Source organism: Amycolatopsis ruanii (assembly GCF_003385175.1).
Lineage (GTDB): Bacteria > Actinomycetota > Actinomycetes > Mycobacteriales > Pseudonocardiaceae > Amycolatopsis_E > Amycolatopsis_E thermalba.
On record NZ_PQHY01000089.1, the window covers coordinates 1 to 25,576 of the forward strand.

Below are 25,576 nucleotides of genomic sequence, written 5' to 3' on the forward strand. Positions count from 1 at the left end.
CACCCGCACCGCAGCGGATTCAGCCCCGCACGGCCGCTACCGCCCTCCAACCCGCGGCAGCACGAACCCCCACAGCACCACCCAGCCACACGCCCCCGCACCGCGGCGGATTCAGCCCCGCACGGCCGCTCGCCCCGGATCGGCGGCGACGCGAACCCGGCCGATCAAACCGCCGTCCGCCCCCTGCGCGGGTGTCACTGCGGCCTGACGTCCGTCCGCAGTGGATGGTCCGGCGGGATCTCCACCAGCACGATCGACGTGCCGTCCGGGTCGGAGATGCGCGCCTCGTCCAGGCCCCACGGCTCCCGGCGCGCCTCGCGGTCCGGCTGAACCCCGCGCTGGGCCAGCTCGTCGAGCGTGGCCTCGAGGTCGCGGACCTGGAACCACAGCTCGACGTCCGGGCTGGTGCCCTTCTCGCCGCGGCCGACGACCTCCAGGTAGCCCTGGCCGGTGAAGAACACGGTGCCGCCGGGGAACGTGCGGTAGATCGCCAGGCCGAGCACGTCCCGGTAGAACGCCGTGGTCTTCTCGGGGTCGCGGGGGTGGATCAGCACCCGGCTGCTCAGCACGTCCATACCTCTTCCCTACCCCACCCGGTCAGGAGGCCGCAATCGCGGCGATCCCGGCCAGGACCACGACCGAGCCGGCCAGGCGGCGGACCGGGTGCGGCTCGTCCAGCACGAGCAGGGCGGCGAGCCCGCCCAGCACGATGCTCACCTCCCGAGCGGGCGCGACCAGGCTGATCGGCGCCATGCGCATCGCGTAGAGCACGAGCAGGTACGCGACGGGCGACAGCACCCCGACGATCACCGCCTCCCGCCAGTGCGACCGCCACAGCGCGCCGATCCGGCCGCCTGCCCGCATGGCCGCGGGCGCGAGCAGCAGGCTCTGCAGCACCGAGCCGGCGGCGAAGTAGGTCAGGGGCGGGACGGCGAGGGCGTTGACGGCGTGGTCGTCCCAGAGCGTGTAGGCGGCGATGGCGACGCCGGTGAGCAGCCCGTACCAGACCCCGGCCCGGCGGGCGCGGGCGTCCGCGGCCGAGCGCGAGCCGAGCCCGATCACCAGCACCCCGGCGACGACGAGGAACGCCCCGGCGAGCCCGAGCCACCCCGGCCGCTCGCCGAGCAGGACGACGGCCGCGAGCACCGACAGCAGCGGTCCGCTCCCCCGCGCCAGCGGGTAGACGACGGACAGGTCGCCGACGCGGTACCCCCGCTGCAGCACGATGCTGTAGGCGATGTGGAAGACCGCGGTGAGCAGCGCCGCCACCAGCCAGGTCCACTGTGGATGCTGCCCCTCGGCCACGAGTGCGACGACCGCGACCGGGGCGCAGACCACCGCCGAGACGGTGTAGTAGAGGAAGACGAACCGGGCCCCGGCGGCGACCCGTTTGGCCGCGAGGTTCCACCCGGCGTGCACGACGGCAGCCAGGAGTACGAGCCCGAGCGCCGTGCCGTTCACCTGCCCCTCCCAGCCAGTGCGAGTGACACCGTAGCGCCCTGCTAACCTTGACGGTCGTTGCCGTGTGGCATTCCGCCAGGGAGGAAACCCGCACGCCGGGGCCGGTACAGCGCGGCAGCGAACCCACCGACAGATCGAAGGAGCGCCTTCATGGCCAACATCAAGTCCCAGATCAAGCGCATCAAGACCAACGAGAAGGCGCGCCAGCGCAACCAGTCGGTCAAGTCCTCGGTGAAGACCGCGATCCGCAAGTTCCGCGAGGCCGCCGAGTCGGGCGACAAGGCCAAGGCCGTCGAGCTGCAGCAGGTTGCCGCTCGCGCCCTGGACAAGGCCGCCAGCAAGGGCGTCATCCACGCGAACCAGGCCGCCAACAAGAAGTCGGCGATGGCCAAGCGCGTCAACCAGCTCGGAGCTTGATCTCCAGCGAAGGGGCGGGCATCCGGCAGGGTGCCCGCCCCTTCGCCGTTCCCGCGGGCTGACAAGGCTGCCACTTCCCCCGATGCGATCGACGCGGGACCGCCCACGGCACCCCGGTCACGGCAGCCGCCCTCCGGCTGCGCAGCCGGCGTCGGTTCATGACTGCACCAGCAGCGGTGACTCCCGGCCCAGGCGCTCACCAGCAACCCCCAACCCCACAGCGCCCGCCCCGGCGCTGTTCCGGGTCCGCCAGCCGGGCTCAGCGCTTGTCGCGGGCGGCGGCGAGTTCCAGGACTGCCCGCTCCAGCGCGTAGGCCGGGTCCGCGGCCTGGCCCTTGACCTCGGCGTTCACCCTCGCCACCACCGCCATCGCCTCGGCGAGGCCGGCCTGTGTCCACCCGCGGGACTGTCCCTGCGCCTTGCGGATCTTCCACGGCGGCATGCCCAGCTCACCGGCCATCTGGTTCGGGTTGCCGCGCCCCGCCGACGACACCCGCGCGATGGTGCGCACCGCGTCGGCGAGGGCGTCGGCGATCAGGACGTGCGCCACGCCGATCTGCAGCGCCCACCGCATCGCCTCCAGCGCCGCGCCGCGCTCCCCCGCGACGGCCTTCTCCGCCACGGCGAAGCCGGTTACGTCCGCTCGGCCGCGGTGGTAGCGGCGCACGGCCTCCTCGTCGACCCGCCCGCCGGAGTCCGCCACCAGCTGCGACGCGGCCGCGGCCGCCGTCCGCAGGTCGGATCCGACGGCGTCGATCAGCGCCGCGACACCCGCCGGGTCGATCTTCCCACCGGCCTGCCGGACCTCGTTGCGGACGAACGACTCGCGATCCGCCGGCCGGGTGATCTTCGGGCACTCGGTGACCTGCGCACCGGCCTTGCGCAGCGCCGCGGGCAGGGACTTGGCCGCCTTGCTGCGTCCGCCCCCGGTGTGCACGACGACGAGGACGACCCCGTCGGCCGGCATCTTCGCGTAGGCCAGCACCGCATCGGCCAGCTCCTGGCCGATGTCCTGCGCGCCCTCCAGCACGATGACCCGCCCCTCGCTGAACAGCGACGGGCTGACCAGCTCGGCGAGGGCGGGCGGTGTGAGATCGGGCACGCGGACCTTGGTCATCTCGGCCGTTGGGTCCTCCCGGCGGGCCTGACCGAGAGCGCCCCGGACGGCGCGCTCGACGAGCAGCTCCTCTTCGCCGAGCACGAGCTGCAGGGGGGCGGAGGTGGTTGCCGGCGCGGTCACGGTTCAGATCCTCCCACGGACCACCGACAGCTCCCGAGCGTGATGAAACCCGCAGGGGCATGGCGTGGTCCGAGCGATGTGCCGTATGTTGTCAACCAGGCATCGCGCGAGCGCGTGAGCCACCACAATCGAATACCGCTCATCCAGAGGGGCAGAGGGAACGGCCCGACGAAGCCCCGGCAACCGGCGTCAGCCTGTCATCTCGATTCCGCGAGGTAGCTGACGATCACGGTGCCAATTCCGGCCCGCGTCAGCGGGACAGATGAGGAAAGGAACCTCGCGATGACTGCAGCCCTCGATTCGACCACCACCCGCGGCACCGTCGACCTCGGTCCGGCCGTGGAACTGGTCTCCAAGGAAGAGGGTCACCGCCAGCCGCTCGCCCCGGAGTTCGTCTCCGCCGAGGACTTCTCCCCGCTCGAGGTCGCCTACGACTTCGGCCGTGTGCGCCGCGAGGACATCCAGGCCGGCCCGCGCAACATCTGGCGCTACAAGAAGCTCCTCCCGGTGCCCTCGAACGTCGAGGAGATCCCGAACACCGAGCCCGGGTGTACCAGGCTGGTGAAGGCCGACCGGCTCGCCAAGGCTCTCGGCGTGAAGAGCCTGTGGGTCAAGGACGACACCGGCAACCCCACCCACTCGTTCAAGGACCGCGTCGTCGCCGTCGCCCTGGCCGCGGCTCGCGAGTTCGGATTCGACACCCTGGCCTGCCCGTCCACCGGCAACCTGGCCAACGCCGTCGCCGCGGCAGCCGCCCGCGCCGGCTGGCAGTCCGTGGTGCTGATCCCGTCCTCGCTCGAGCGCGCCAAGGTGCTGACCACCGCGGTCTACGACGGCAACCTCATCGCCGTCGACGGCAACTACGACGACGTCAACCGCCTGGCCACCGAGCTGGCCGCCGAGCACGAGAACTGGGCGTTCGTGAACGTCAACGTGCGCCCCTACTACTCGGAGGGCTCGAAGACGCTCGCCTACGAGGTCGCCGAGCAGCTCGGCTGGCGGATCCCCGAGCAGATCGTCGTGCCGATCGCCTCGGGCTCGCAGCTGACCAAGGTGGACAAGGGCTTCCGCGAGTTCGCCAAGCTCGGCCTGGTCGACGACACCCCGTACAAGGTCTTCGGTGCCCAGGCGGCCGGCTGCTCGCCGGTCTCCGCGGCCTTCCGCAACGGCCACGACGTCGTCCAGCCGGTCAAGCCGGACACGATCGCCCGCTCGCTGGCGATCGGCAACCCGGCCGACGGCCCCTACGTGCTCGACACGGTCCGCCGCACCGGCGGCGCGATCGAGGACGTGACCGACGCAGAGGTCGTCGAGGGCATCCGCCTGCTGGCCCGCACCGAGGGCATCTTCACCGAGACCGCCGGTGGTGTCACCGTCGCGACGGCGAAGAAGCTCATCGAGGCCGGCAAGATCGACCCGGACGCCGAGACCGTCCTTCTCATCACCGGTGACGGCCTGAAGACCCTGGACGCGATCGAGAACGAGGTCGGCCCCAAGGCGACCGTGCCGCCGTCGGCGGCGGCCGTGCACGAGGCGCTGGGTCTGTAATCAAGGTTCCACCTCACTTCCCCCGGCGCACCAGCGCCGGACCGGTCTGATCGGGGATCACCGCGGTGTCGCCGTCGGTGTCCGTGCGGGCGACGAGCGCGCCGTCCGCGGTCAGGGTGTCGAGTGTCGTGCGGTTCGGGTGGCCGTAGCGGTTGCCCAAACCGACGCTCACCAGCGCCAGCCGCGCGGACACCGCGGCCAGGAACTGGGGCAGCGAGAACCTGCTGCCGTGGTGGGGCACCTTCAGGATCTCCGCGTGCAGATCCGTTCCGGCAGCCACCAGGTCGGCCTGCGCGGCCAGTTCCACATCACCGGTCAGCAGCACGCCGCCCGCCGCCGTGTGAGCCCGTAGCACGACCGAGCCGTTGTTGATCTGTGTTCCGTCGTCGTCCTCTCCTTCCGGCACGTACCGGGGACCGAGCACCTCCAGGTCCAGCGCAGGCCACTCGAGCCGTCGACCGAGGTCCAGTTCGAGCAGCGGAACCCCGTGCCTGGCGGCGATCCGGCCGGCCTGACGCCACGCCCAGTCCGGCTGCCGCCCCGGTCCCACCGCGATGGCCCCCACCGACCGCCCCTCGAACACCGAGTCGAGCCCGCCGATGTGGTCGGCGTGCAGGTGGCTCAGCACCACCAAGGGCACCCGCTCGACGCCCAGCCGGTCCAGGCACCGGTCGGCCGGCCCCGGCTCTGGCCCGGCGTCCACCACGACCGCCCGACCGGGCTCACCGGTGGCCAGCACGAGGCTGTCGCCCTGACCGACATCGCAGGCGACGACCGCCCAGCCCGGCGGCGGCCAGCCGGGCGCGATCACCCTGCCCGGCAGGACGACCAGCAGCACCCCGGCCAGCACCAGCGCCAGCAACACCCGCAGCCGCCGCCGGCGCAGCGCCAGCACCACGGCGACGGCGACCACCAGCGCGAGGAACCCGCCCCACCAGCCGCTGGGCCACGCCAGCACCGCCCCGGGCACTTCCGACGCCCGCCGCGCGACGACGATCAGCCAGCCCGCCTCCGGCCCGGCCAGCCGGACGACCATCTCGCCACCGGCGGGCCACGCGGTGGCGACGACCGTCGCGAGCACCCCGAACACCGTCGCCGGAGCGACCACCGGCGCGGCCAGCACGTTCGCCGCCACGCTGACCAGGCTCAGCTGCCCGGCCATCCCGGCCACGACGGGCGCGGTCACCACGAACGCCGCCGCCGGCACCGCCAGCCCCTCCGCGAAACCCGGCGGCACCCGGCGACGCTGGAGGGCTTCCGCCCACCGCGGCGCCAGGAGCACCAGCCCGGCCGTCGCGATCACCGAGAGCGCGAAGCCGAAGCTCACGGCCATCGCGGGATCCCACGCCACGAGGACGCACGTCGCCGCGGCCAGCGCGGGCACGACCGATCGCTCCCGCCCCAACGCCAGCGCCAGGAGGGCGATCCCGCCCATGACCCCGGCCCGCAGAACGCTCGGCTCCGCGCCCGCCAGGACCACGAACCCGGCCAGCGCCAGCCCGGACAGTGCCGCCGACAGCCGTGGCCCCGCCCGCAGCAGCCGCAACAGCAGGAGGACGGCACCGCACACGATCGCGACGTTGGACCCGCTGACGGCCATGAGGTGCGTCAGCCCGGCGTCGGTGAACTCGCGGTCGAGCCGTTCGGACAGCCCGCTCGTGTCGCCCACCACGAGGCCCGGCACCAGACCGGCCTGCTCCTCGGGCAGGACCGCACACGCTTGCCGGAGCGCCTCGCGCAGCGACTCGGCGGCGCGCTGCCACCACGGAGCCTCCGTGGCCGCCGCGGGCGGACCGCGCACGTAGATCGCGGCGACGGTCAGGTCGGCGTCCCGGGGCGGGGCCAGCTCACCGCTCGCGGTGATCTCCTGACCCGGGATGACCTCGCTCCACGGCGCGAACGGCGCGAGGAGCGCGACCCGCCCGGACGAGACCACCGGCTGCGCGCCGTGTTCCGCGTGCAGGACCTCAGCCGCGATCACCACCGACCTCGGCCCAGCCTGCTGATCGGCGTACCCGGCCGAACGCACCGGTTTCGGGCGTTCCGTCACCAGCACGTGCAGGGTCACCTCGGTTCCGCGCTGCGCGAGGCCGCGGAGCGGATCGTGCTCCGCCCGGCTCAGGCGGAGCCCGAGCGGCCCGGCCAGCAGGAGACCGGCCACGAGCAGCGCAGCCGCGCCCGTCCACCAGCGTGACCGGCCCGGACGCAGCCTGATCAGCAGCACCACGGACACCAGCACTGCCGCGACGCCGCACGCCAGGGCCAGCCACCACGCCCCCAGCATTCCGAGCAGCGCCCCGAGCCACAGCGTCAGCGCGGCCGGCACCAGACGGAAGTCGTGCCGGACAACGGGTTCCGTGATCACGACACCGTCACCTGGTCCCGCAGCCGGGACAGCCGCGCCTCGCCGATGCCCTCGACCTCGCGCAGCTCGTCGACGGATCGGAACGTGCCGTGCTGGGTGCGCCAGTCGATGATGCGCTGGGCGGTCACCTCGCCGATCCCCGGGAGCGCGTCGAGTTGTTCCGCCGTGGCCGTGTTCAGGTCGACGAGCGCCGGGGCGCTGCCGGCCGCGGCCGGTGGCGACGCGCCGGGCGGTGGCGGGACGCCGACGTAGATCTGCTCACCGTCGCTCAGCTTCCGCGCGAGGTTCAGCGCCGTGACGTCGGTGCCCTCGATCGGGTCGGCGGCCGCGCGCAGGGCGTCCGCCACGCGCGCACCGCCGGGAACGGTGACGAGCCCCGGGTTGCGGACCTTGCCGACGACGCTGATCACCAGGGAGCTGTCGGCGACCCGGCTGGCGGACGCGGAGACCGGCGCGGGCCGGTCCGGGGCCGCGGGCAGAACCGGCGCGTGTTCGACGGGCGGACTGCCGCCGAGGAGCGCGATCGAGGTGCCGACGAGCACCAGGACCGCGACCAGGGACAGGAGGACCGTGGTCAGGCGCCGCCGCTGCGGACTGCCGGTGAGCGCGGCCGGCACCCAGCGCTCGACCAGCCGTCCGACGGCGCCCGGTGGCCCGATGTCCTGGTCGGCGGCGAGGGCCTGACCGGCGAGCTGCTCGAGCCTGCGGTTGACGGGGATGCCCGGCGATTCCGGGGCTGATCGTTCGAACACGCATTCGACGCTAGGGGGCGCGGGGAGGAGGGAGAAGCGGGAATTGGGGAGGCTGTGGACAAGTGGGGGTCTGTGGACAAGTGGCGCGTTCCGCCGCGGCGGTACGGCTTTCTGTCGGTGACGTGTGGCATGGTGGAGCTTTTTGGGCGTGCGTCACTCAAGTGCTTGCGCGACAAGGTTTCGGCGAGTCCGGGAAGATTCAGCGGCTGCCGGACCCGCCCGGATTCCGTTGCACCACAACGCCGACCACACCGGGCCCGGTGTGCGCGCCGATCACCGCGCCCAGTTCCGACACCACGCAGCCGTCGGTGACGCTCACCCGCTCCTCGATGCGGTTCGCCAGTTCCACCGCCCGCTCCGGGGACGCGAGGTGGTGCACGGCGACCTCCACCGGTTCCCCGCGGGCGGCCTCCTCGGCGAGTTCGACCAGGCGCGCGATGGCGCGGTTCATCGTGCGCACCTTCTCCAGCGGTTTGATCCGGCCGTCGTCCAGGTGCAGCACCGGTTTCATGGCCAGCGCGGTGCCCAGCAGCGCCGCCGCCGCGCCGATCCGCCCGCCCCGCCGCAGGTACTCCAGCGTCTCGACCACGAACAGCGTCGCAGAGCAGCGCACCGCCGCCGTCGCGGCCGCTTCGACCTCCTCCGCCGCAGCGCCGGCCGACGCCGCGCGCGCCGCGTGCAACGCCGCGAACCCGAGCCCCATGGCCGTCCCGCGCGAATCGACGACTCGCACGCGATCCGGTCCCACCTCCTGCGCCGCCAGCACCGCGGACTCCCAGGTCCCGGAGATCTCGCTGGACAGGTGGATCGACACGACCGAGTCCGCGCCCGCCTCCAGCGCCTCCTGGAAGGCCGTCGCGAACTCGCCGGGCGTCGGCCGGGACGTCGTCACGATCCGGCGCTGACCCAGCGCCTCGGCGAGCGCCGCCGCCCCCACCTCGACTCCGTCCAGTGCGGCGACCCCGTCGATGAGAACGTGCAGCGGGACGACGCGCAGGGCATACCGCTCGGCGAAGCCCTCGGGCAGATGGGCGGTGGAATCCGTGATGACGGCGACCGGCACGACGCCAGCCTACGTGCCGGCCGGCGGTTCGCCGGGGTCCAGGAGCGGACCGATCAACGCGGCCATCGCCTTGCCCACGAGCGCGTGCCCCTCCCAGCCCCAGTGCATGCCGTCCGGGTTGCCGCGGCCGCTCAGGACGTGCTCCCCCACCACCTCGGCCAGGTTCAGCAGCGGCACGCCCGCCCGCCGCGACCAGGCGGCGATGGCGGCGGCCGTCTCTTCCCGCCCGGTGTGCACGTTGCCGTAGGACGAGGCCCGGTGGACGCTGGGCAGGACGGCCACGATCGGCATCTCCGGCCGCAGGATGCGCAGCGCGTAGACAGCGCGGTCGAGGTAGTGCACGGTGAGCTTCGCCGGCAGGACCCGCGGGCGGCCGCGCAGCGCGACCGCCAGCCGAGGCTGAGCCGCCAGGTACGCCTTCCGGACGGTGCGGCGGAAACCGGCCGGCCGCAGGTACCGCAGGCCGCCGCGCAGGTAGGTCGGCAGCGGCGAGGGCAGCGTGTCCATGCTCCCGACGGCCAGCACCACGGCGTCGGCGTGCTTCAGATCGGCCCACACGCGGGGGTCGCCGATCATCGCCCACCACGCGTCGCGCGCGGTCCAGCCCGCGGAGGCCACCAGGTCCACACTGCCGCCCAGCGCCGCGGCGGCGATGTTCGGCCACAGCCGGGGCTCGTCGGCCGCGCACGGGCTCTCCGGGCCCTGGAAACTCAGCGAGTCGCCGAAGACCAGCAGCCTCGGCATCTCAGCCGAGCATTCCGGCGTTGTAGGCGTGCAGGCGCCAGCGGTCGTCGCGCAGGCCCAGCTCGACCCAGTGGCAGTTGCCGATCCCGCCGAGCTGCGGCCACGCCTCCACCGGCAGGTTCAGCAGCTTGCCGGTCAGGGCGGTGATCAGCCCGCCGTGCGCGGCCAGCAGCACGGTCTCACCCGGGTCGTCACCGGCCAGCAGGTCGCTGACGACCTCGGAGGCGCGCTCGGCGACCTCGACGCGGGATTCCCCGCCCGGCGGCGCCCAGGTCGCGTCCACGCGCCAGATGGCGCGGTCGCCGGGCCAGCCCGCGTCGACCTCGGCGCCGGTCAGGCCCTGCCAGTCACCCAGGTGGGTCTCCCGCAGGCGCTTGTCGATGCGCAGCGGCACCCCGATCGCCTCGGTGAGCACGGTCGCGGTGTCCATGGCCCGGTGCAGGTCCGAGGAGATGACCAGGTCGGGCTCGAACCGGGCGAGCGCGGGCGCGGCGAAGCGGGCCTGGTTCCAGCCCACCTCGGTCAGCGCCGAGTCCAGGTGGCCCTGCATGCGCCCGGCGGCGTTGTAGTCGGTCTCCCCGTGCCGCCACAGCACGAGGCGGCGGAAGCTCACGAGGCGTCCCCGGCGTCGACGGCCTCGGCGAGCCCGGCGACCTCGATGCGCGGGCAGTCCTTCCAGAGCCGCTCGATGCCGTAGAACGAGCGCTCCTCGTCGTGCTGCACGTGGACCACGACGTCGACGAAGTCGAGCAGGACCCAGCGGCCCTCGCGCGCGCCCTCGCGGCGGACCGGCTTGTGCCCGGCCGCCCGCAGCTTCTCCTCGACGTTGTCCACGATGGCCCCCACCTGGCGCTCGTTGGGCGCCGAGGCGATGACGAACACGTCGGTGATGACGAGCTGCTCGGAGACGTCCAGCACCACCACGTCGGTGGCCTTCTTGTCCGCGGCGGCGTGTGCCGCCACGGTCGCGATGTCTCGTGCCTGGGACGTCGCTGCCACTCCTGTGCTCCCTCATCCTGAGACCGTCGGTCCACCGAGGGTACCTGCCGTCGTCGGCGGCCCCGGCGGCGTGTCAGGCGGGCTTGCGGTACAGCCCCCGCTTGTCGATGTACCGGACGACACCGTCGGGCACCAGGTACCAGATCGGCTCGCCGTGCTCGACGCGGTCGCGGCAGCCGGTCGACGAGATCGCCATCGCGGTCACCTCGACCAGGCTCACCTTGCCGCTGGGCAGGTGGTGGTCGTTGAGCTTGTACCCGGGCCTGGTGACGCCGATGAAGTGCGCGAGGGTGAACAGCTCGTCGGCGTTGTGCCAGGTCAGGATCTGTTCGAGCGCGTCGGCGCCGGTGATGAAGAAGAGCTCGTCCTCGGGGTACTCGCTCTTCAGGTCGCGCAGGGTGTCGACGGTGTAGGTCTCGCCGCCCCGGTCGATGTCCACCCGGCTCACCGAGAAGACCGGGTTGGAGGCGGTGGCGATGACCGTCATGAGATAGCGGTCCTCGGCCCGGGTGACCCGCCTGCCGGACTTCTGCCACGGCTGGCCGGTCGGCACGAAGATCACTTCGTCGAGGTCGAACCGGGACTGCACCTCACTGGCCGCGACGAGGTGGCCGTGGTGGACGGGGTCGAACGTGCCGCCCATGACCCCGATTCGGCGTGGTGACATGAACGGATCGTAGAAGCGCGAGTGCGCGGGTACTGCCCCGCTCCCCGGTAACAGCACCCGCGCACTTCGCTCCGCCGGGGGTTCGAGGGGAACCACCGGAGGCCCCGACAGCGAGGAGACTCCGCTGTTCGGGTGTCCTGATGCGGCCATTTGGTGTGTCTTACGTCACATTACTCGACGACTGGTCCACTCGTGCGGTACTCGGCTCGGTTTCGTCGGAGTGTTGAGGTAGACGTTGACCCGTGGACCTTCACCTCCTGCGCGAACGAGCCGAAACGCTGCTCCGGGCATTGGCCGGGGACGGCGCGACCCTGCGCGACGACCAGTGGACAGCCATCGAAGCGCTGGTCGCCCACCGCAGACGCGCTCTCGTCGTGCAGCGCACCGGCTGGGGCAAGTCGGCCGTGTACTTCCTGGCCACCGCCCTACTGCGCGAGCGCGGGGCGGGTCCGACGGTGATCATCTCCCCGCTGCTGGCGTTGATGCGCAACCAGATCACCGCGGCCGGGCGGGCCGGCATCCACGCGGCGACGATGAACTCGGCCAACCAGCAGGAGTGGGACGACGTGCAGGCGCGCATCGCGGCCGGCGAGATCGACGTGCTGCTGGTGAGCCCGGAGCGGCTGAACAACCCGGACTTCCGCGACACGGTGCTGCCCAAGCTGACCACCACAGCGGGGCTGCTGGTCGTCGACGAGGCGCACTGCATCTCCGACTGGGGCCACGACTTCCGGCCCGACTACCGGCGCCTGCGCACCCTGCTGGCGGGACTGCCCGAGGGGGTGCCCGTGCTGGCGACCACCGCGACCGCCAACGACCGGGTGGTCACCGACGTCGCCGAACAGCTCGGGCTCGGCCAGGGCGGCGACGCGCTGGTGCTGCGTGGCCCGCTCGACCGGGAGAGCCTGCACCTGTCGGTCGCGAAGCTGCCCACCCCGCAGGCGAGGCTCGCCTGGCTCGCGGACCGGCTCGGCGAGCTGCCGGGGTCCGGCATCATCTACACGCTCACCGTCGCGGCGGCGCACGACATCGCGGAGATGCTGCGCGAGCGCGGGTTCCCGGTCGCCGCGTACACGGGCAAGACCGAGCCGGCCGAGCGGGAAGCGGCGGAGGACGATCTGCTCGCCAACCGGGTGAAGGCGCTGGTGGCGACTTCGGCGCTGGGCATGGGGTTCGACAAGCCCGACCTCGGGTTCGTCGTTCACGTCGGGGCGCCGTCCTCGCCGATCGCCTACTACCAGCAGGTCGGGCGCGCCGGTCGTGGCGTGCGCCGGGCCGAGGTGATCCTGCTGCCGGGTCAGGAGGACGCCGAGATCTGGCGGTACTTCTCGTCCCTCGCCTTCCCGGACGAGCAGCGCGTCAACCAGGTGCTCAACGCGCTCGCCTACGCCGACCGGCCATTGTCGACGGCAGCGCTCGAGCCGATGGTCGAACTGTCCCGGTCACGGCTGGAGATGGTGCTGAAGGTGCTCGACGTGGACGGCGCGGTGCGGCGGGTGAAGGGCGGCTGGGAGGCGACCGGGCAGGACTGGCACTACGAGCGCGAACGGTACGAGCGCGTCGCCCAGGCGCGGCGGGCGGAGCAACAGGCGATGCTGGAGTACCAGGCCACCACCTCGTGCCGGATGGAGTTCCTGCGCCGCCAGCTGGACGACCCGTTCGCCGAGCCGTGCGGGCGGTGCGACAACTGCACCGGCGAGCACCGGGACGTGACGGTGTCGGCGGAGGCGGTCGAGAAGACCGACGAGCGGCTCCGGCGGCCGGGGGTCGAGGTGGGCCCGCGCCGCCAGTGGCCGACCGGTATGGGGTCGCTCGACGTGCCGCTGTCCGGGCGGATCGGGAAGGGCGAGCTGGCCGAGCCGGGACGGACGCTCGGGCGGCTGACGGACGTCGGGTGGGGCGGGCCGTTGCGGGAGCTGGTCGGCGAGCGGGCAACGGATGGTGAGGTGCCGGAGGCGGTTTTCCAGGCGTGCGTTCAGGTTCTGGCGGTCTGGCGGTGGGAGCAGCGGCCGGTGGCCGTGGTGGCGCTGCCGTCCGCGACCCGGCCGCGACTGGTGCACGACCTCGCGACCCGGCTGGCGCACATCGGACGGTTGCGCTTTCTCGGCACGCTGGAAAGCCGCGGCGGCCGCCCTCGCCGGGCGAACAGCGCGCAGCGGGTGGCGGATCTGTGGCAATCGCTTGCGGTGCCGGGCGATGTGGCCGCGGAGTTGTCCGGTGTGGATGGACCGGTGTTGCTTGTGGACGATCTCGTGGACACCGGCTGGACGATGACGCTGGCCGCACGGCTCCTGCGCCAGGGCGGGGCGCCGGCCGTGCTGCCGTTCGCACTGGCGAGCACGAACTGAGGGGAGGAATTGGTTTGAAAGCAGACCGGTAATCGGCGGTTTACGCAGGCACGGCACGGCTCCCGCGGCGGGGCGAGCCGTGGTGGCCTCCAGCCATGACGTAGGCAGGCGACCGGAGGACGTTCGGAGGGCGAACCTGCCGGGATGGAGCCGGACTCCGGTGAGGCCCGGTGCGACGGCGGCCTGCGCCCAGCCGGCCACTGCGCGAAGGCCAGCCGCGCCAGCCGGACACCGCGTGAAGCCACCCGCGCCAGCCAGGCACTGTGTCGTGGTCACCCGCGCCAGCCGGACACCGCGCGAACGCCACCCGCGCCAGCCAGGCACCGCGCGAACGCCACCCGCGCCAGCCAGGCACCGCGCGAACGCCACCCGCGCCAGCCGGACACCGCGCGAACGCCACCCGCGCCAGCCAGGCACCGCGCGAACGCCACCCGCGCCAGCCAGGCACTGTGTCGTGGTCACCCGCGCCAGTCGGGCAGCCTGTGATGGCTACCCGCACCGGCCGGACACCGCGTGAAGCCACCCGCGCCAGCCGGGCACCGCATAAAGGCCATGGGCACCCGCCGGACCGCGCGGCGCCCAGCCACGCCAGCCGGGCACCGTGTCAGGGCCACGCGCACCAGCTAGGTACCGTGCGCACGCCACCGGCGTCAGCCAGGCGCCATGCGAACGCCAGACGCTTCAGCCGGACACCGTGCGAACGCCACCGGTGCCAGCCAGCCACCGCGTGAAGGCCAGCGGCGTCAGCGGGGCACCGTGCGAACGCCAGCCGGCCACCGTGCCAACGCCACCGGTGCCAGTCGGCCACCGTGTGAAGGCCAGCCCCCGGCGGGCACCGTGTGGACGCCAGTCGCGCCAGGTGGGGAGCGGTTGAGGCCATCTGCGTCAGGCTGCCGGCGCCCCCGCCATATCGGCGTCTCCCGCGCCCCGCCGGGTCGGCGCAGTCATCCGGGCGCCTGTGATGACCGGACACCGGGCGGTGGGGGGTGGGCGTCGCCGCCAGGGTGTGGTGCGTCCGCCGCGTGGGTGTCACTTCCGGGCGTCCCCACAGGAAAGTGCAGCTCAGCCCCTTCCGGGCGGAAAGGAATCTTTCGGTCTGGGCCGAGGTGTGGCATTGTCCCACCCCATCGGGTGAATGTGGAGGTATGCGGTGGTTGAGTCGAAGGTGGGCACGCAAGTCCGGCACCGGCTGCCCGTCCGGAAGTTGTTCGCGGCCAGCGTCGGCAACGCGCTGGAGTGGTTCGACTGGACGATCTACGCGACGTTCAGCATCTACTTCGCCACCGCGTTCTTCCCGGCCGGCAACGACCTGCTCGCCCAGATCAACACCTTCGCCACCTACGCGCTCGCCTTCTTCTTCCGGCCCCTCGGCGGGCTGCTGCTCGGCCGGTTCGCCGACGTCCGCGGCCGTAAGCCGGCCATGATCCTCACCATCACGCTCATGGCGGGCGGCTCCATCGTCATCGCGATCCTGCCGACGTTCCAGCAGGTCGGCTGGCTGGCCCCGATCCTGCTGCTCCTCGCCCGCATCGCGCAGGGGCTCTCCCTCGGCGGCGAAGTCTCCAACGCCTCCGCCTACCTCGGCGAGATCGCGCCGCCGAAGTGGCGCGGCCGCTACTCGTCCTTCTTCTACATCTCCACCGGCTCCGCGGTGCTGCTCGCCTCGGTGCTCGGGTTCGTCCTCGCCCGCACCATGGACAAGGCCGACATGAGCTCCTGGGGCTGGCGCATCCCGTTCCTGCTCGGCGGCGTCCTCGGCATCGTCGGCCTCTGGCTGCGCCGCAGCCTGTCCGAGACCGAACAGTTCGAGCAGAACAAGGGCCGCGCCCAGCGCGTCCGCCGCCCCCTGCTCACCACCCTGCGCGAACACCCGAAGGCCGTCGGCCAGCTCGTCGGCATCAGCATGCTCTCGACGCTGTGCTACTACACGTTCTTCAGCGCCCTCACGCCGTTCGCGGTCAAGACCCGCCACGTCAACGACGTCGACGTCTTCCTCGCCCTGTCCATCGCCACCGCGCTGTTCGTCGCGCTCCAGTACCCCTTCGGCGCGCTCTCCGACCGCATCGGGCGCAAACCCCAGCTGTTCGTCTGGTCCGCCGCCACCGCGATCCTCATCGTGCCGCTGTCCACACTGGTCAAACCCGGCCTGGCCAACCTGCTCATCGTCTTCTGCGTCGGCCTCGGGCTCTACGCGGCCCTGTCCAGCGTCGCGCCGGCGATCATGAGCGAGCTGTTCCCCACCGAGCTGCGCGGCCTGGGCATCGGCGCCTGGTACAACCTCACGGTCGCCGTGTTCGGCGGCACCGCTCCCCTGGTCATCAGCGCGCTCTCCGCCGCCGGCGCACCGATCGTGTTCTTCTGGTACGTCGCGGCCGGCGCGGTGATCGCGTTCCTGGTGCTGCTCACCCTGCCCGAAACGAAGGGCTCGGAACTGCGCTAACGGCGGAACGGCACCAGATCGTCGGCGTGCACGACCTCGCGGCGCTGCTCCTCCGGCAGCTCGTGGCTGGACCGGCCGATCAGCTCGGGCAGCTCCCCCGCGTCGAACGCCACCACGCCACGGGCCACCACGCGCTGCGCCGGGTCGACCAGCTCCACCACGTCGCCCGCCTCGAAGTCACCGTCCACCCCGGTGATCCCCGCGGCCAGCAGTGACCGGCGGCGCCGCACGACCGCGGCCACCGCGCCGTCGTCGAGGTGCAGGCGCCCGCGGGTCCCGGCCGCGTAACCGAGCCAGAACCGGCGCGCGGACAACCGGCTGTCAGCGGCCCGGAACGCGGTGCCGACCTCGGCCGTGGACAGCGCCAGGGCTGCGTCGGACGCCGCGGCCAGCAGCACCGGAATACCCGCCGACGCGGCCGTGCGCGCCGCCGCCAGCTTGGACACCATCCCGCCGGTGCCCAGGCCCGAGCTGGACATGCCGACCGCGATGCCCTCCAGATCCGCGGGCCCGGCGACCTCGGCGATGCGCCGCGTCGAGCCGGACCGCGGGTCCCCGTCGTACAGACCGTCCACATCGGACAACAGGACCAGCGCGTCGGCGCCGATCAGGTGCGCCACCAGCGCGGCCAGCCGGTCGTTGTCGCCGAACTTGATCTCCTCGGTGGCCACCGTGTCGTTCTCGTTGACCACCGGCACCGCACCCAGCGCCAGCAGGCGGGAAAACGTCCGCTGAGCGTTGCGGTAGTGCGCGCGCCGCACCACGTCGTCGGAGGTGAGCAGCACCTGGCCCACGGTCAGCGCGTACCGGCCGAACGATTCGGCGTAGGCGTGCGCGAGCTGCAGCTGGCCGACGCTCGCTGCGGCCTGCTGGGTGGCGAGGTCCCGCGGCCGGTTGCCGAGCGCGAGCGGCGCCAGCCCGGCCGCGATCGCGCCGGAGGACACCAGCACGATCTGGCTGCCCTGCGCGATCCGCGCCGCGATGGCGTCGACCAGCGCGTTCAGCCGCGTCACGTCGAGCCCGTCGCCTGCGGTGGTCAGCGCCGACGAACCGACCTTGACGACCAGCCGTTCCGCCGCCGCGACGGCTTTGCGGGCCACGCTCATCGTGCTGTCGCGTCCTCGTCCTCGGGCTGGTCCGGCCCGTCGCGCCGGATGCGCCGGGCTTCCTTGCGCTCGGCCGCCGACACGCGGTTGTTCTGCTCCAGCCGCACGTCGGTGCCCCGACCGGTCATGTGCGCCGCCACGCCCGGCGTGGACGGCTCCCACTCGAAGGTGATGTCGCCGATCGTCACCGGGCAGCCCGGCTCGGCGCCGCGCTTGGCCAGCGCGTCCTCGACGCCCAGCCGGTTGAGCCGGTCGGCGAGGTAGCCCACGGCCTCGTCGTTGCCGAAGTCGGTCTGCCGGATCCACCGCTCGGGACGCGCGCCCCGCACGATGAAGCCGCCCGCCTCCTCGGGGTCCTCCTCGATGCTGAAGCCGGAGTCGTCGACCGCCACCGGCCGCAGCACGATCCGCGTCGGCTCCGCCGCCGGCTGCGCGGCCCGGTACTTCTCGACCTCCCTGGCCAGCGCGAAGGTCAGCTCGCGCAGACCCTGGCGGGTCACCGTGGAGACCTCGAACACCGGCAGGCCGCGCGCCTCGAACTCGGGGCGCACCATCTCGGCCAGCTCGGCGGCGTCGGGCACGTCGATCTTGTTCAGCACCACGACCCGCGGGCGGGAGTCCAGGTCGCCGCCCAGCGCCGGGGTGTAGCGCGCCAGCTCGGCCTCGAGGGCGTCCACGTCGGACACCGGATCGCGGCCCGGGTCGTAGGTTGCGCAGTCGACGACGTGCACCAGCACGGCGCAGCGCTCGATGTGGCGGAGGAAGTCCAGGCCGAGGCCCTTGCCCTCGCTGGCACCCGGGATCAGGCCCGGCACGTCGGCCATCGTGAACACGGTGTCGCCCGCGTTGACCACGCCGAGGTTCGGCACCAGCGTGGTGAACGGGTAGTCGGCGATCTTCGGCTTGGCCGCGGACAACACCGAGATCAGCGACGACTTGCCCGCGGACGGGAAGCCGAGCAGGCCCGCGTCGGCGACCGAGCGCAGCTCCAGCACGAGGCTGCGCTGCTCACCGGGCTCGCCGAGGAGGGCGAAGCCGGGCGCCTTGCGGGCCTTGGACGCCAGCGCCGCGTTGCCGAGGCCGCCGCGCCCGCCCTGGGCGGCGACGAACGTGGTGCCCGGGCCGACCAGGTCCGCCAGGACCTCGCCGTCCTCGGACATCACGACCGTGCCGTCGGGCACCTTGAGTTCCAGGGTCTCGCCGGCCGCGCCGGCGCGGTGGCTGCCCTGCCCCTGGCGGCCGTTGGTGGCCTTCGCGTGCGGGTGGAAGTGGAAGTCGAGCAGCGTGTGCACGTTCGGGTCGACGACGAGCCGGACGTCGCCGCCGTTGCCGCCGTTGCCCCCGTCGGGGCCGCCGAGCGGCTTGAACTTCTCGCGGTGGATCGAGGCACAGCCGTGCCCGCCGTCGCCCGCGGCGACGTGGATCACCGCGCGGTCAACGAACCGGGACGCCATCGTGAAGCCTCTTCTCGTTTCTTCGGAGGGATATCAGCCATCTTCAGCAACAAGGGGCGGGACCGGATCTGTTCCGGGCCCGCCCCTCGCTGAAGGTGCTGGGTTGTCTAGCCGGACCCTCAGGCCTCGGCCGGGACGATGTTGACCGTCTTGCGGCCACGCTTCGAGCCGAACTCCACGGTGCCCGCCGAGAGGGCGAACAGCGTGTCGTCGCCGCCACGGCCCACGTTCAGGCCGGGGTGGAACTTGGTGCCGCGCTGGCGGACCAGGATCTCACCGGCGTTCACGAGCTGACCACCGTAGCGCTTGACGCCGAGGTACTGGGGGTTGGAGTCGCGCCCGTTGCGGGAGCTGGACGCACCCTTCTTGTGTGCCATGGCTCCTGCAGCTCCTTACTTCGTGATTCCGGTGACCTCGACGCGGGTCAGCTGCTGACGGTGACCCTGCCGCTTGTGGTACCCGGTCTTGTTCTTGAACTTGTGGATGCGGATCTTGGGACCCTTGGTCTGCTCGACGACCTTGCCGGTGACCGAGATCTTCGCGAGTGCTTCGGCATCCGCCGTGACATCGCTGCCGTCGACGTACAGCACGGCGGGGAAAGAGTGCTCGGTGCCCGGCTTGCCCTCGAGCTTCTCGACCTCGACGACGTCGCCGACGGCCACCTTGTACTGCTTGCCGCCGGTCTTGACGATCGCGTACGCCGACACGGAAGTCTCCTGCTAACTCGACAATGGGTGAGGGCTTGCGCCACGTCCCGCTGTGTGCGGTCCGGTGATCGCGCCATAGCCCGTCCGGGGACGGGCCGTCTTACAGGTTACGTGACGCCCCGGTGCCGGTTGACACCGGGGCTCACGAAGGTGGATCAGCTCTGGTCCGACGCGTGCACCGGCGGGCCGGCCGGGCGGGACGCCGCACGGCGCGGGCGCCGGCTCGCGGTCCGGGTGGCCGGCGTGGGCACGCTGACCTCCGGAGACGCATCGGTGGCGTCATCCTGACCGGTGGTGGCCGCGGGGGTCTCCACGGGGCCGGCCGGGACCGTGACGGGCTGCGACGGCTCGGTGGCGGCCTGGACGGGCTCCGGGGGCGCCGCGGGCCTGCGGGCGACGCGGCGGGTCCGGGAGGTGCGGGCGGGCTTCGCCTGCTCCGCGGCGGGCGGCTGACCGGGCTGCGACTCCTCGGGCTGCTGGGTGCCCGCCCCGGCCTGCGCCTGCGGCGCGCCCTCGGAACCGGCCTCCGCGGCGGGCTGACCCGCCGCGGGCTGCGGCTGGGTCCCGGCCTGAGCCGGGGCCAGCCGCTCGGACTGGCCCTCCGCCCTGGGCTGCGCCTGCGGTGCGGCCTCGGGCCGGGCCTCAGCGGCGGGCTGTCCCGCCGCGGACTGTGCCTGCCCAGCCGGTTCGCCCGCTGCCGCGGGCTGTGCCTGTGGCTCGGCCTGACGTGCGGTCTCGGGCCGAGCCTGCGGCTCGGTCACCGCGTCCGGCTCAGGCCGTGCCTCGGAGCGGGCCTGCCCCGCCCCCTCGTGCCGGGCTTGAGCCGCGGCCGACTGCTCGGTCTGGCCCGCCGCCTGTGCCTGCCCGGCGGGCTCGCCCGCCGCAGGCTGCGCCTGCGACCCGGCCTCGGATGCTTCCTCGGGCTGGGCCGGTTCGGCTTCGCGGCGGGCCCTCGCTCCGGACCTGCGCCCGGAACGGCCGCCGGCGGCCTTCTCCGGGACGGCGGTCTCCTCGGTGGCCGGAGCCGCGCCGTTCTGCTCGGCGGTGTCCGCCTTCTCGCCGCCCTCGGTCTTCGTGGAGGCGATCTTCGCGGCCTTGGCCATCGCCTCGACGGCCGAGATCGTGCTCTCCCGCTGCACCGGCGACGGCTCGGGGGTCTTCTCCGCCTGCGGCTCCTCGGTCTTGGCCCGGCCGCGCGACCGGCGCGAACCACCACCGCCGCCACCGTGCTGGTGACCGCCGCCGTTGCCGCCGTTGCCCGACTTGACCGGCTCGGTCGAGACGATGACCCCGCGGCCCTTGCAGTGCTCACACGTCGTGGAGAACGCCTCGAGCAGGCCGGTGCCGATCTTCTTCCGGGTCATCTGCACCAGGCCCAGCGAGGTGACCTCGGCGACCTGGTGACGGGTGCGGTCCCGGCCGAGGCACTCGGTCAGCCGCTTGAGCACCAGCTCGCGGTTGGACTCCAGCACCATGTCGATGAAGTCGATCACGATGATGCCGCCGATGTCGCGCAGCCGCAGCTGGCGCACGATCTCCTCGGCCGACTCCAGGTTGTTGCGGGTGACCGTCTCCTCCAGGTTGCCACCCGAACCGGTGAACTTGCCGGTGTTGACGTCGATCACCGTCATCGCCTCGGTGCGGTCGATGACCAGGTAACCACCCGAGGGCAGCCACACCTTGCGGTCCAGCGCCTTGGTGAGCTGCTCGTCGATGCGGTGCTCGGCCAGCACGTCACCGGTGCCGACGTAGCGCTTGAGCCGCGGGGTGAGGTCCGGCGCGACGTGCTCGACGTAGGCGCGGATGGTCTCCCACGCCGTGTCGCCCTGGACCTCGAGCGAGACGAAGTCCTCGGTGAACAGGTCGCGGACCACCTTGACCAGCAGGTCCGGCTCCTCGTACAGCATCACCGGAGCAGCCGACTTCTTGCCGGAGGACGCCGCGTCGGCCTTCTCCTTGACGACCTCCCACTGCGCCTTCAGCCGCCGGACGTCGCGCTCCAGCTCCTCCTCGCTGATGCCCTCCGACGCGGTGCGGATGATCACACCGGCGTCCTCGGGGACGATCCGCTTGAGGATGTCCTTGAGCCGCCGCCGCTCGTTCTCCGGCAGCTTGCGCGAGATGCCCGTGGCGCCGCCCGAGGGCATGTAGACCAGGAAGCGGCCGGGCAGCGAGATCTGCGTGGTCAGCCGGGCGCCCTTGTGCCCGACCGGGTCCTTGGTGACCTGCACCAGCACGTTGTCGCCGGTGGACAGGGCCTGCTCGATCTTGCGGGACTTGCCCTCCAGGCCGGCGGCGTCCCAGTCGACCTCGCCGGCGTAGAGCACGGCGTTGCGGCCGCGGCCGATGTCGACGAACGCGGCCTCCATCGACGGCAGCACGTTCTGCACGCGGCCCAGGTAGACGTTGCCGACGATCGATCCGCTGCCCTGCGAGGTCACGAAGTGCTCGACCAGGACACTGTCCTCGAGCACGCCGATCTGGGTGTGCTCGCCGCGCTCGGCGACGACCATCGTCCGCTCGACCGACTCACGGCGGGCCAGGAACTCGGCCTCGGACAGGATCGGCGCGCGGCGGCGGCCCGCCTCGCGGCCGTCCCGGCGGCGCTGGCGCTTGGCCTCCAGGCGGGTCGAGCCGCGGACGCTGCGCACGCCGTCGGAGCTGCTGCCGTTGCGGTCCTTGTCCTCGGCCTTGGTCTCGCGGACGTGGACGACGGTGTTCGGCGGGTCGTCGGTGGTGGCCTCGGCGTCGCCGTCCGAGCCCTTCCGGCGGCGACGGCGACGGCGGCGACGGCTCGAGCCCTCGGTCTCGTCGGTGTCCTCGGACGGCTCGGCTTCGTCGGCGGTGTCCTCGTCCTCGGCCTTGGCGGCCTCCTCGGCCGGCCTGGAATCGTCGGTCTCGTCGGCCTCGGTGGTCTCGGTGGCGTTCTCGTCGCCGCCCTTGCCCCGGCCGCGGCCGCGGCGGCCCCGGCGGCGGCGACGGCGGCCCGCGCCGTCCTCGCCCTCGTCGGCGTCCTCGTCCGGCTTGTCCTCGGCGACCGGCTCGGCCTTGGGCGCGAGCTCCTCGACGGCACCGGCCTCCGGCGGCAGGAACACCGGTGACGGGGCCGCGAAGACCGGCATGTGCGGCGGGCGCTTCGGCTGCCGCGCGGGCTCGGCGACGGGCTCGGGCGCGGCGGCGGCCGGTTCGGTCTCCGGCTCGGGTTCCGGCGTCGCCTGGGTGGCGGGCTCGGGGGTGGCCGGCGTCTGGACGACCGGCTCGGGCGTGCTCTCCGGGACGGCGTCCGGCGCGGGCGCGGCATCCTCGGCGGGAGCGACCGCCTCGGGGGCAGCCGCCTCCTCGACGGCCTGCTCGTCGGCCGGGGCGAGCGCCTCGGCGACCTTCACCGCGACCTCCCGCGGCACGCTCGACTGGGCGCTGCGCGCCGTCTCACCCAGCTCGGAGAGCTTCGCCAGCACGACCCGGCTGTTGGAGCCGAGCAGCTTCGCCAGGGCGTGCACCCGGACGCGGGGCGGCAACTCGCCCAGCGGGCCGGTTGCGGGTAGGGCGGTGTTCCCGCCGGTGTTCTCGGCGGGTGTGTCCGCGTTCGACATACATCTCCTCCGCCCCCGGGCGCGTCCCAGCCGCTTGGGCTGGCGGACGCGGCCGCACAGGGGCCCTTCCTGTCTGGTCCGCCGGGGTGGTCACCGCCGGCGGGAATCCTGTGCCTCGTCTCGCCCCGACGGTGCCGGGGTCCGGCACCCGCCGATGGCAGGTCCGCTCGGTGACGGGCCGTCCGAGCCGGCGGTTCCCGCCCGCCCTGCCGCTCGTCGAGCCACCCAGGTGGTTCCTGGCGGCGACGACCTGGCGCTCTTCCAGCCTGTCTCCGGACCGCAACCCCCGGAACGGACCGCAGGTCGCGGGCGTGTCGGCGGAAGCAGCCAAGCCGAGTATCCCACACGGTGCGTCCGGTGCGGCGTACTCGGTGCCAACAGGCGCGTGACCACGGCCGGGCGAACTTGCGCGTCGCGCTTGTCGGCGCCGCGCGGGGTGGCTTAGCGTGCGGCTGGACGCCGACGGCTTCCGGCCGCTGTTCGCCCTGTTGGAGGTCCCCGTTGCCCGGCTTCGGACGATCACTGGTGGCGGCCGCGTGCGCCGTCCTGGCGCTGACGCCGGTCCGGATCGCGGCGGCGGAGCCGGAGCAGGCGTGCGCGGACAGCGGGCGGGACGAGCGCTACCTGGTCGTCTTCGACCGGGACACGCCGTCGGCTGCGGCCCGGGACCAGGTGGGCGCCGCGTGCGGGGAGCTGACCGGCTACTACCCGCAGATCGGTGTGGGCGTCGCCACCTCCGGCGACCCGGGCTTCGCGCAGCGGATGGGGCCGGGCCGGGTCTACAGCGCGCGGGACGAGCGGCGGACCGGGCAGCGGTCTCCGCGGCCCGGGCTGCGGGCGACCGCGCCGTCGGACGTGCCTGCCGCCGACCGCTCCGGTGAGCAGTGGAACTTGGCCGCGGTGGGCGGTCCCGGCGCCGGCAGCCCGGACGTCGTGGTCGGTGTGCTGGACTCGGGGATCGACCCGGACCACCCCGATCTCGCGGCCGCGGTGGACCGGGACGAGTCGGCGGGCTGCGTGGGCGGTGTCGCCGACCCGGCCGAGCGGGCGTGGCGGGCCACGACGTCGGGGCACGGCACGCACGTCGCCGGGATCATCGCCGCGGCCGACGACGGCCGGGGCACCACCGGGGTCGCGCCCGGGACGCGGGTGGCGTCGGTGAAGGTGATCGACGACCGCGGGCTGGTGACGCCGGAGGCCGTCGTGTGCGGGCTGATGTGGGCGGCCGAGCACCGGATGGCGGTCACCAACAGCAGCTTCGCGATCAACACGTGGGGGCCGTCGTGCAGCTGGTCGCCGGCGCGCGAGGTGGTGCGCGAGGCGATCGGCCGGGCGGTGGTGTACTCGGCCTCGCGGGGCACGCTGAACGTGGCCGCCGCGACCAACGACGCGGTGGAATTGACGCCGGCGTCCCGGGCGGGCGGATGTGACGCGCTCCCGGCGGCGGTGCGGGACGTGGTGACCGTGTCCGCGGTGGGGCGGGACGAGGTGAAGGCCCGGTACAGCTCGTACGGGCTCGGGGTGGTCGACCTGACCGCGCCGGGCGGCGACGGCGGCTCGTGCGTGCTGTCCACGACGCCCGGCGGGTACGGCGAACTGTGCGGCACGTCGATGGCGGCCCCGCACGTGGCCGGTGCGGCGGCGGTGCTCGCGGCCGAGCGGCCCGGGGCGACGGCCCGGCAGCTGCGGCGGGCGCTGGAGGAACGCGCGCGACCGGTGCCGTGCCCCGCGGACTACGACCTCACCGGGGACGGACGGCAGGACGCGTTCTGCGCCGGGTACACCGGCTACAACGGGTTCTACGGGCACGGGCTGGTGCGGGTCAGCGCAGGAGCAGCCCGCTGAGGCGGCGGGCCGCGCCCCAGACGCCGAGGACCGCCAGCGCCACCAGGTAGGCGATGTGGCCGATCATGCCCGGGTGCAGGGCGCCGACGGCGAGTTCACGCATCAGCTGGATGCCGTGGTAGAGCGGCGAGCACTGGACGAGGACCTGCAGCGCGCCGGGGTAGACCGACAGCGGGTAGAACGTGGTGGAGAACAGGAACATCGGGACGACGGCCAGCTGGATGTAGTCGAACTGGGACGTCGAGCGGAGGAAGGTCGCGCAGGCCATGCCGATCGCGGCGAAGGCGAACGCGATCAGCAGGGCGACCGGGATCAGCAGCAGCGCCCACGGTGAGGTGACCAGGCCCATCGCGGCCATCACGGCGAAGAACGCGACCGAGTAGAGGCCGCCGCGCAGGACGGCCCAGGAGATCTCGCCGATCGCGATGTCCAGCGGGCCGATCGGGGTGGCCAGCATCGCGTCGTAGGTCTTGGCGTAGCGGAACTTGAAGAACACGTTGAACGTGCTGTCGAAGATGGCGCCGTTCATGGCGGACGAGGCCAGCAGGGCGGGCGCGACGAACGCGACGTAGCTCATCGGCTGCCCGTCCGGGCCGATGGCGTCGCCGACGAGCCTGCCGAAGCCGATCTGGAAGGCGACGAGGTAGAGCAGCGGCTCGAGCACGCCGGAGGCGAAGACCAGCCACATGCGCGAGTAGGCGAGGACCGAGCGCTCGACGAGCTTGCTGGCGCGGCCGGCGTAGAGGCCGGGAGGCAGGACGCGGAGCAGGAGCCCGCGGCGGTCGGTTCGGGGCAGGGTGGTCATCGGGGCTCTCGCGGGGTTGTGG

Annotated in this window: 21 protein-coding genes and 1 riboswitch; of the genes, 5 read left to right on the forward strand and 16 right to left on the reverse strand. The window is 73.1% G+C overall.

Translation table 11 applies throughout. The features are described 5' to 3' along the window. Positions 1-194: 194 nt before the first annotated feature. Positions 195-575: a VOC family protein gene (locus D0D28_RS30855; RefSeq protein ID WP_094007713.1), complete on the reverse strand. Its 381-nt coding sequence runs from the start codon at positions 573-575 to the stop codon at positions 195-197. 22 nt (positions 576-597) lie between these two features. Further along, the gene (locus tag D0D28_RS30860) at positions 598-1,461 is read right to left on the reverse strand and encodes an EamA family transporter (RefSeq protein ID WP_116114587.1); all 864 of its coding nucleotides are present in this window, start codon (positions 1,459-1,461) and stop codon (positions 598-600) included. 150 nt (positions 1,462-1,611) lie between these two features. Between D0D28_RS30860 and rpsT the strand changes: the two genes are divergently transcribed. Then, a complete protein-coding gene (gene rpsT, locus D0D28_RS30865) occupies positions 1,612-1,878 on the forward strand; it encodes a 30S ribosomal protein S20 (RefSeq protein ID WP_116114589.1) in 267 nt (88 codons plus the stop codon). A gap of 259 nt (positions 1,879-2,137) precedes the next feature. On the opposite strand, the gene holA is transcribed toward rpsT, so the two are convergent. After that, positions 2,138-3,118, reverse strand: coding sequence for a DNA polymerase III subunit delta (gene holA / locus D0D28_RS30870; protein WP_116114591.1), 981 nt, complete (start codon positions 3,116-3,118; stop codon positions 2,138-2,140). 136 nt (positions 3,119-3,254) lie between these two features. Continuing rightward, positions 3,255-3,387, forward strand: a riboswitch (SAM riboswitch). A gap of 13 nt (positions 3,388-3,400) precedes the next feature. Here holA and thrC point away from each other — a divergent pair. Further along, positions 3,401-4,666 (forward strand): threonine synthase, encoded by a 1,266-nt coding sequence (thrC, locus tag D0D28_RS30875; protein ID WP_116114593.1) that lies wholly within the window; start codon positions 3,401-3,403, stop codon positions 4,664-4,666. 13 nt (positions 4,667-4,679) lie between these two features. On the opposite strand, the gene D0D28_RS30880 is transcribed toward thrC, so the two are convergent. The 7 genes from D0D28_RS30880 to nadD form a co-directional block, all read right to left on the reverse strand. Beyond that, positions 4,680-6,950 (reverse strand): ComEC/Rec2 family competence protein, encoded by a 2,271-nt coding sequence (locus D0D28_RS30880; protein WP_233157443.1) that lies wholly within the window; start codon positions 6,948-6,950, stop codon positions 4,680-4,682. Positions 6,951-7,027: 77 nt separating this feature from the next. Further along, positions 7,028-7,783 (reverse strand): ComEA family DNA-binding protein, encoded by a 756-nt coding sequence (locus tag D0D28_RS30885; protein ID WP_116114595.1) that lies wholly within the window; start codon positions 7,781-7,783, stop codon positions 7,028-7,030. Between the two features lie 199 nt (positions 7,784-7,982). Next, the gene (locus D0D28_RS30890; protein WP_116114597.1) at positions 7,983-8,846 is read right to left on the reverse strand and encodes a DegV family protein; all 864 of its coding nucleotides are present in this window, start codon (positions 8,844-8,846) and stop codon (positions 7,983-7,985) included. Positions 8,847-8,855: 9 nt separating this feature from the next. Further along, a complete protein-coding gene (gene octT / locus D0D28_RS30895) occupies positions 8,856-9,590 on the reverse strand; it encodes a diglucosylglycerate octanoyltransferase (protein WP_116114599.1) in 735 nt (244 codons plus the stop codon). A 1-nt stretch (position 9,591) separates the two neighbouring features. Next, positions 9,592-10,203 carry a histidine phosphatase family protein gene (locus D0D28_RS30900; protein WP_094007720.1) on the reverse strand — a complete coding sequence of 204 codons (612 nt, stop codon included), beginning with the start codon at positions 10,201-10,203 and terminating at the stop codon, positions 9,592-9,594. Beyond that, positions 10,200-10,589, reverse strand: coding sequence for a ribosome silencing factor (gene rsfS / locus D0D28_RS30905; protein ID WP_116114601.1), 390 nt, complete (start codon positions 10,587-10,589; stop codon positions 10,200-10,202). The genes D0D28_RS30900 and rsfS overlap by 4 nt, the downstream gene beginning before the upstream one ends. Positions 10,590-10,662: 73 nt before the next feature. After that, on the reverse strand, positions 10,663-11,256 hold the full coding sequence (gene nadD / locus D0D28_RS30910) for a nicotinate-nucleotide adenylyltransferase (protein WP_094007722.1): 594 nt from the start codon (positions 11,254-11,256) through the stop codon (positions 10,663-10,665). Between the two features lie 242 nt (positions 11,257-11,498). On the opposite strand from nadD, the gene D0D28_RS30915 reads away from it, so the two are divergent. Both D0D28_RS30915 and D0D28_RS30920 read left to right on the forward strand, forming a co-directional pair. Continuing rightward, a complete protein-coding gene (locus D0D28_RS30915; protein ID WP_116114603.1) occupies positions 11,499-13,604 on the forward strand; it encodes a RecQ family ATP-dependent DNA helicase in 2,106 nt (701 codons plus the stop codon). 1,150 nt (positions 13,605-14,754) lie between these two features. After that, on the forward strand, positions 14,755-16,044 hold the full coding sequence (locus tag D0D28_RS30920) for an MFS transporter (protein WP_116114605.1): 1,290 nt from the start codon (positions 14,755-14,757) through the stop codon (positions 16,042-16,044). On the opposite strand, the gene proB is transcribed toward D0D28_RS30920, so the two are convergent. The 5 genes from proB to D0D28_RS30945 all read right to left on the reverse strand — a co-directional run bounded on the left by proB (position 16,041) and on the right by D0D28_RS30945 (position 22,904). Then, on the reverse strand, positions 16,041-17,150 hold the full coding sequence (proB, locus tag D0D28_RS30925) for a glutamate 5-kinase (RefSeq protein WP_116114607.1): 1,110 nt from the start codon (positions 17,148-17,150) through the stop codon (positions 16,041-16,043). The genes D0D28_RS30920 and proB overlap by 4 nt on opposite strands. Beyond that, on the reverse strand, positions 17,147-18,604 hold the full coding sequence (gene obgE / locus D0D28_RS30930; protein WP_094007726.1) for a GTPase ObgE: 1,458 nt from the start codon (positions 18,602-18,604) through the stop codon (positions 17,147-17,149). The genes proB and obgE overlap by 4 nt, the downstream gene beginning before the upstream one ends. A 119-nt stretch (positions 18,605-18,723) precedes the next feature. After that, positions 18,724-18,981 (reverse strand): 50S ribosomal protein L27, encoded by a 258-nt coding sequence (gene rpmA / locus D0D28_RS30935; RefSeq protein WP_094007727.1) that lies wholly within the window; start codon positions 18,979-18,981, stop codon positions 18,724-18,726. 15 nt (positions 18,982-18,996) lie between these two features. Next, on the reverse strand, positions 18,997-19,311 hold the full coding sequence (gene rplU, locus D0D28_RS30940; RefSeq protein WP_094007728.1) for a 50S ribosomal protein L21: 315 nt from the start codon (positions 19,309-19,311) through the stop codon (positions 18,997-18,999). Positions 19,312-19,466: 155 nt separating this feature from the next. After that, positions 19,467-22,904 (reverse strand): Rne/Rng family ribonuclease, encoded by a 3,438-nt coding sequence (locus D0D28_RS30945; RefSeq protein ID WP_116114609.1) that lies wholly within the window; start codon positions 22,902-22,904, stop codon positions 19,467-19,469. 525 nt (positions 22,905-23,429) lie between these two features. On the opposite strand from D0D28_RS30945, the gene D0D28_RS30950 reads away from it, so the two are divergent. Continuing rightward, a complete protein-coding gene (locus tag D0D28_RS30950; protein WP_116114611.1) occupies positions 23,430-24,749 on the forward strand; it encodes a S8 family peptidase in 1,320 nt (439 codons plus the stop codon). Here D0D28_RS30950 and D0D28_RS30955 read toward each other — a convergent pair. Next, the gene (locus D0D28_RS30955) at positions 24,727-25,554 is read right to left on the reverse strand and encodes an ABC transporter permease (RefSeq protein ID WP_094007731.1); all 828 of its coding nucleotides are present in this window, start codon (positions 25,552-25,554) and stop codon (positions 24,727-24,729) included. The genes D0D28_RS30950 and D0D28_RS30955 overlap by 23 nt on opposite strands. Positions 25,555-25,576: the final 22 nt, after the last annotated feature.

Bases quoted from the DNA above. Each gene is read 5' to 3' on its own strand.
- D0D28_RS30955 (WP_094007731.1), bottom strand. From the start codon at position 25,554: ATGACCACCCTGCCCCGAACCGACCGCCGCGGGCTCCTGCTCCGCGTC.
- proB (WP_116114607.1), bottom strand. From the start codon at position 17,150: ATGAGCGTGGCCCGCAAAGCCGTCGCGGCGGCGGAACGGCTGGTCGTC.
- obgE (WP_094007726.1), bottom strand. From the start codon at position 18,604: ATGGCGTCCCGGTTCGTTGACCGCGCGGTGATCCACGTCGCCGCGGGC.
- rpsT (WP_116114589.1), top strand. From the start codon at position 1,612: ATGGCCAACATCAAGTCCCAGATCAAGCGCATCAAGACCAACGAGAAG.
- octT (WP_116114599.1), bottom strand. From the start codon at position 9,590: ATGCCGAGGCTGCTGGTCTTCGGCGACTCGCTGAGTTTCCAGGGCCCG.
- D0D28_RS30945 (WP_116114609.1), bottom strand. From the start codon at position 22,904: ATGTCGAACGCGGACACACCCGCCGAGAACACCGGCGGGAACACCGCC.
- D0D28_RS30880 (WP_233157443.1), bottom strand. From the start codon at position 6,950: ATGCTGGGGGCGTGGTGGCTGGCCCTGGCGTGCGGCGTCGCGGCAGTG.
- rpmA (WP_094007727.1), bottom strand. From the start codon at position 18,981: ATGGCACACAAGAAGGGTGCGTCCAGCTCCCGCAACGGGCGCGACTCC.
- thrC (WP_116114593.1), top strand. From the start codon at position 3,401: ATGACTGCAGCCCTCGATTCGACCACCACCCGCGGCACCGTCGACCTC.
- nadD (WP_094007722.1), bottom strand. From the start codon at position 11,256: ATGTCACCACGCCGAATCGGGGTCATGGGCGGCACGTTCGACCCCGTC.
- D0D28_RS30855 (WP_094007713.1), bottom strand. From the start codon at position 575: ATGGACGTGCTGAGCAGCCGGGTGCTGATCCACCCCCGCGACCCCGAG.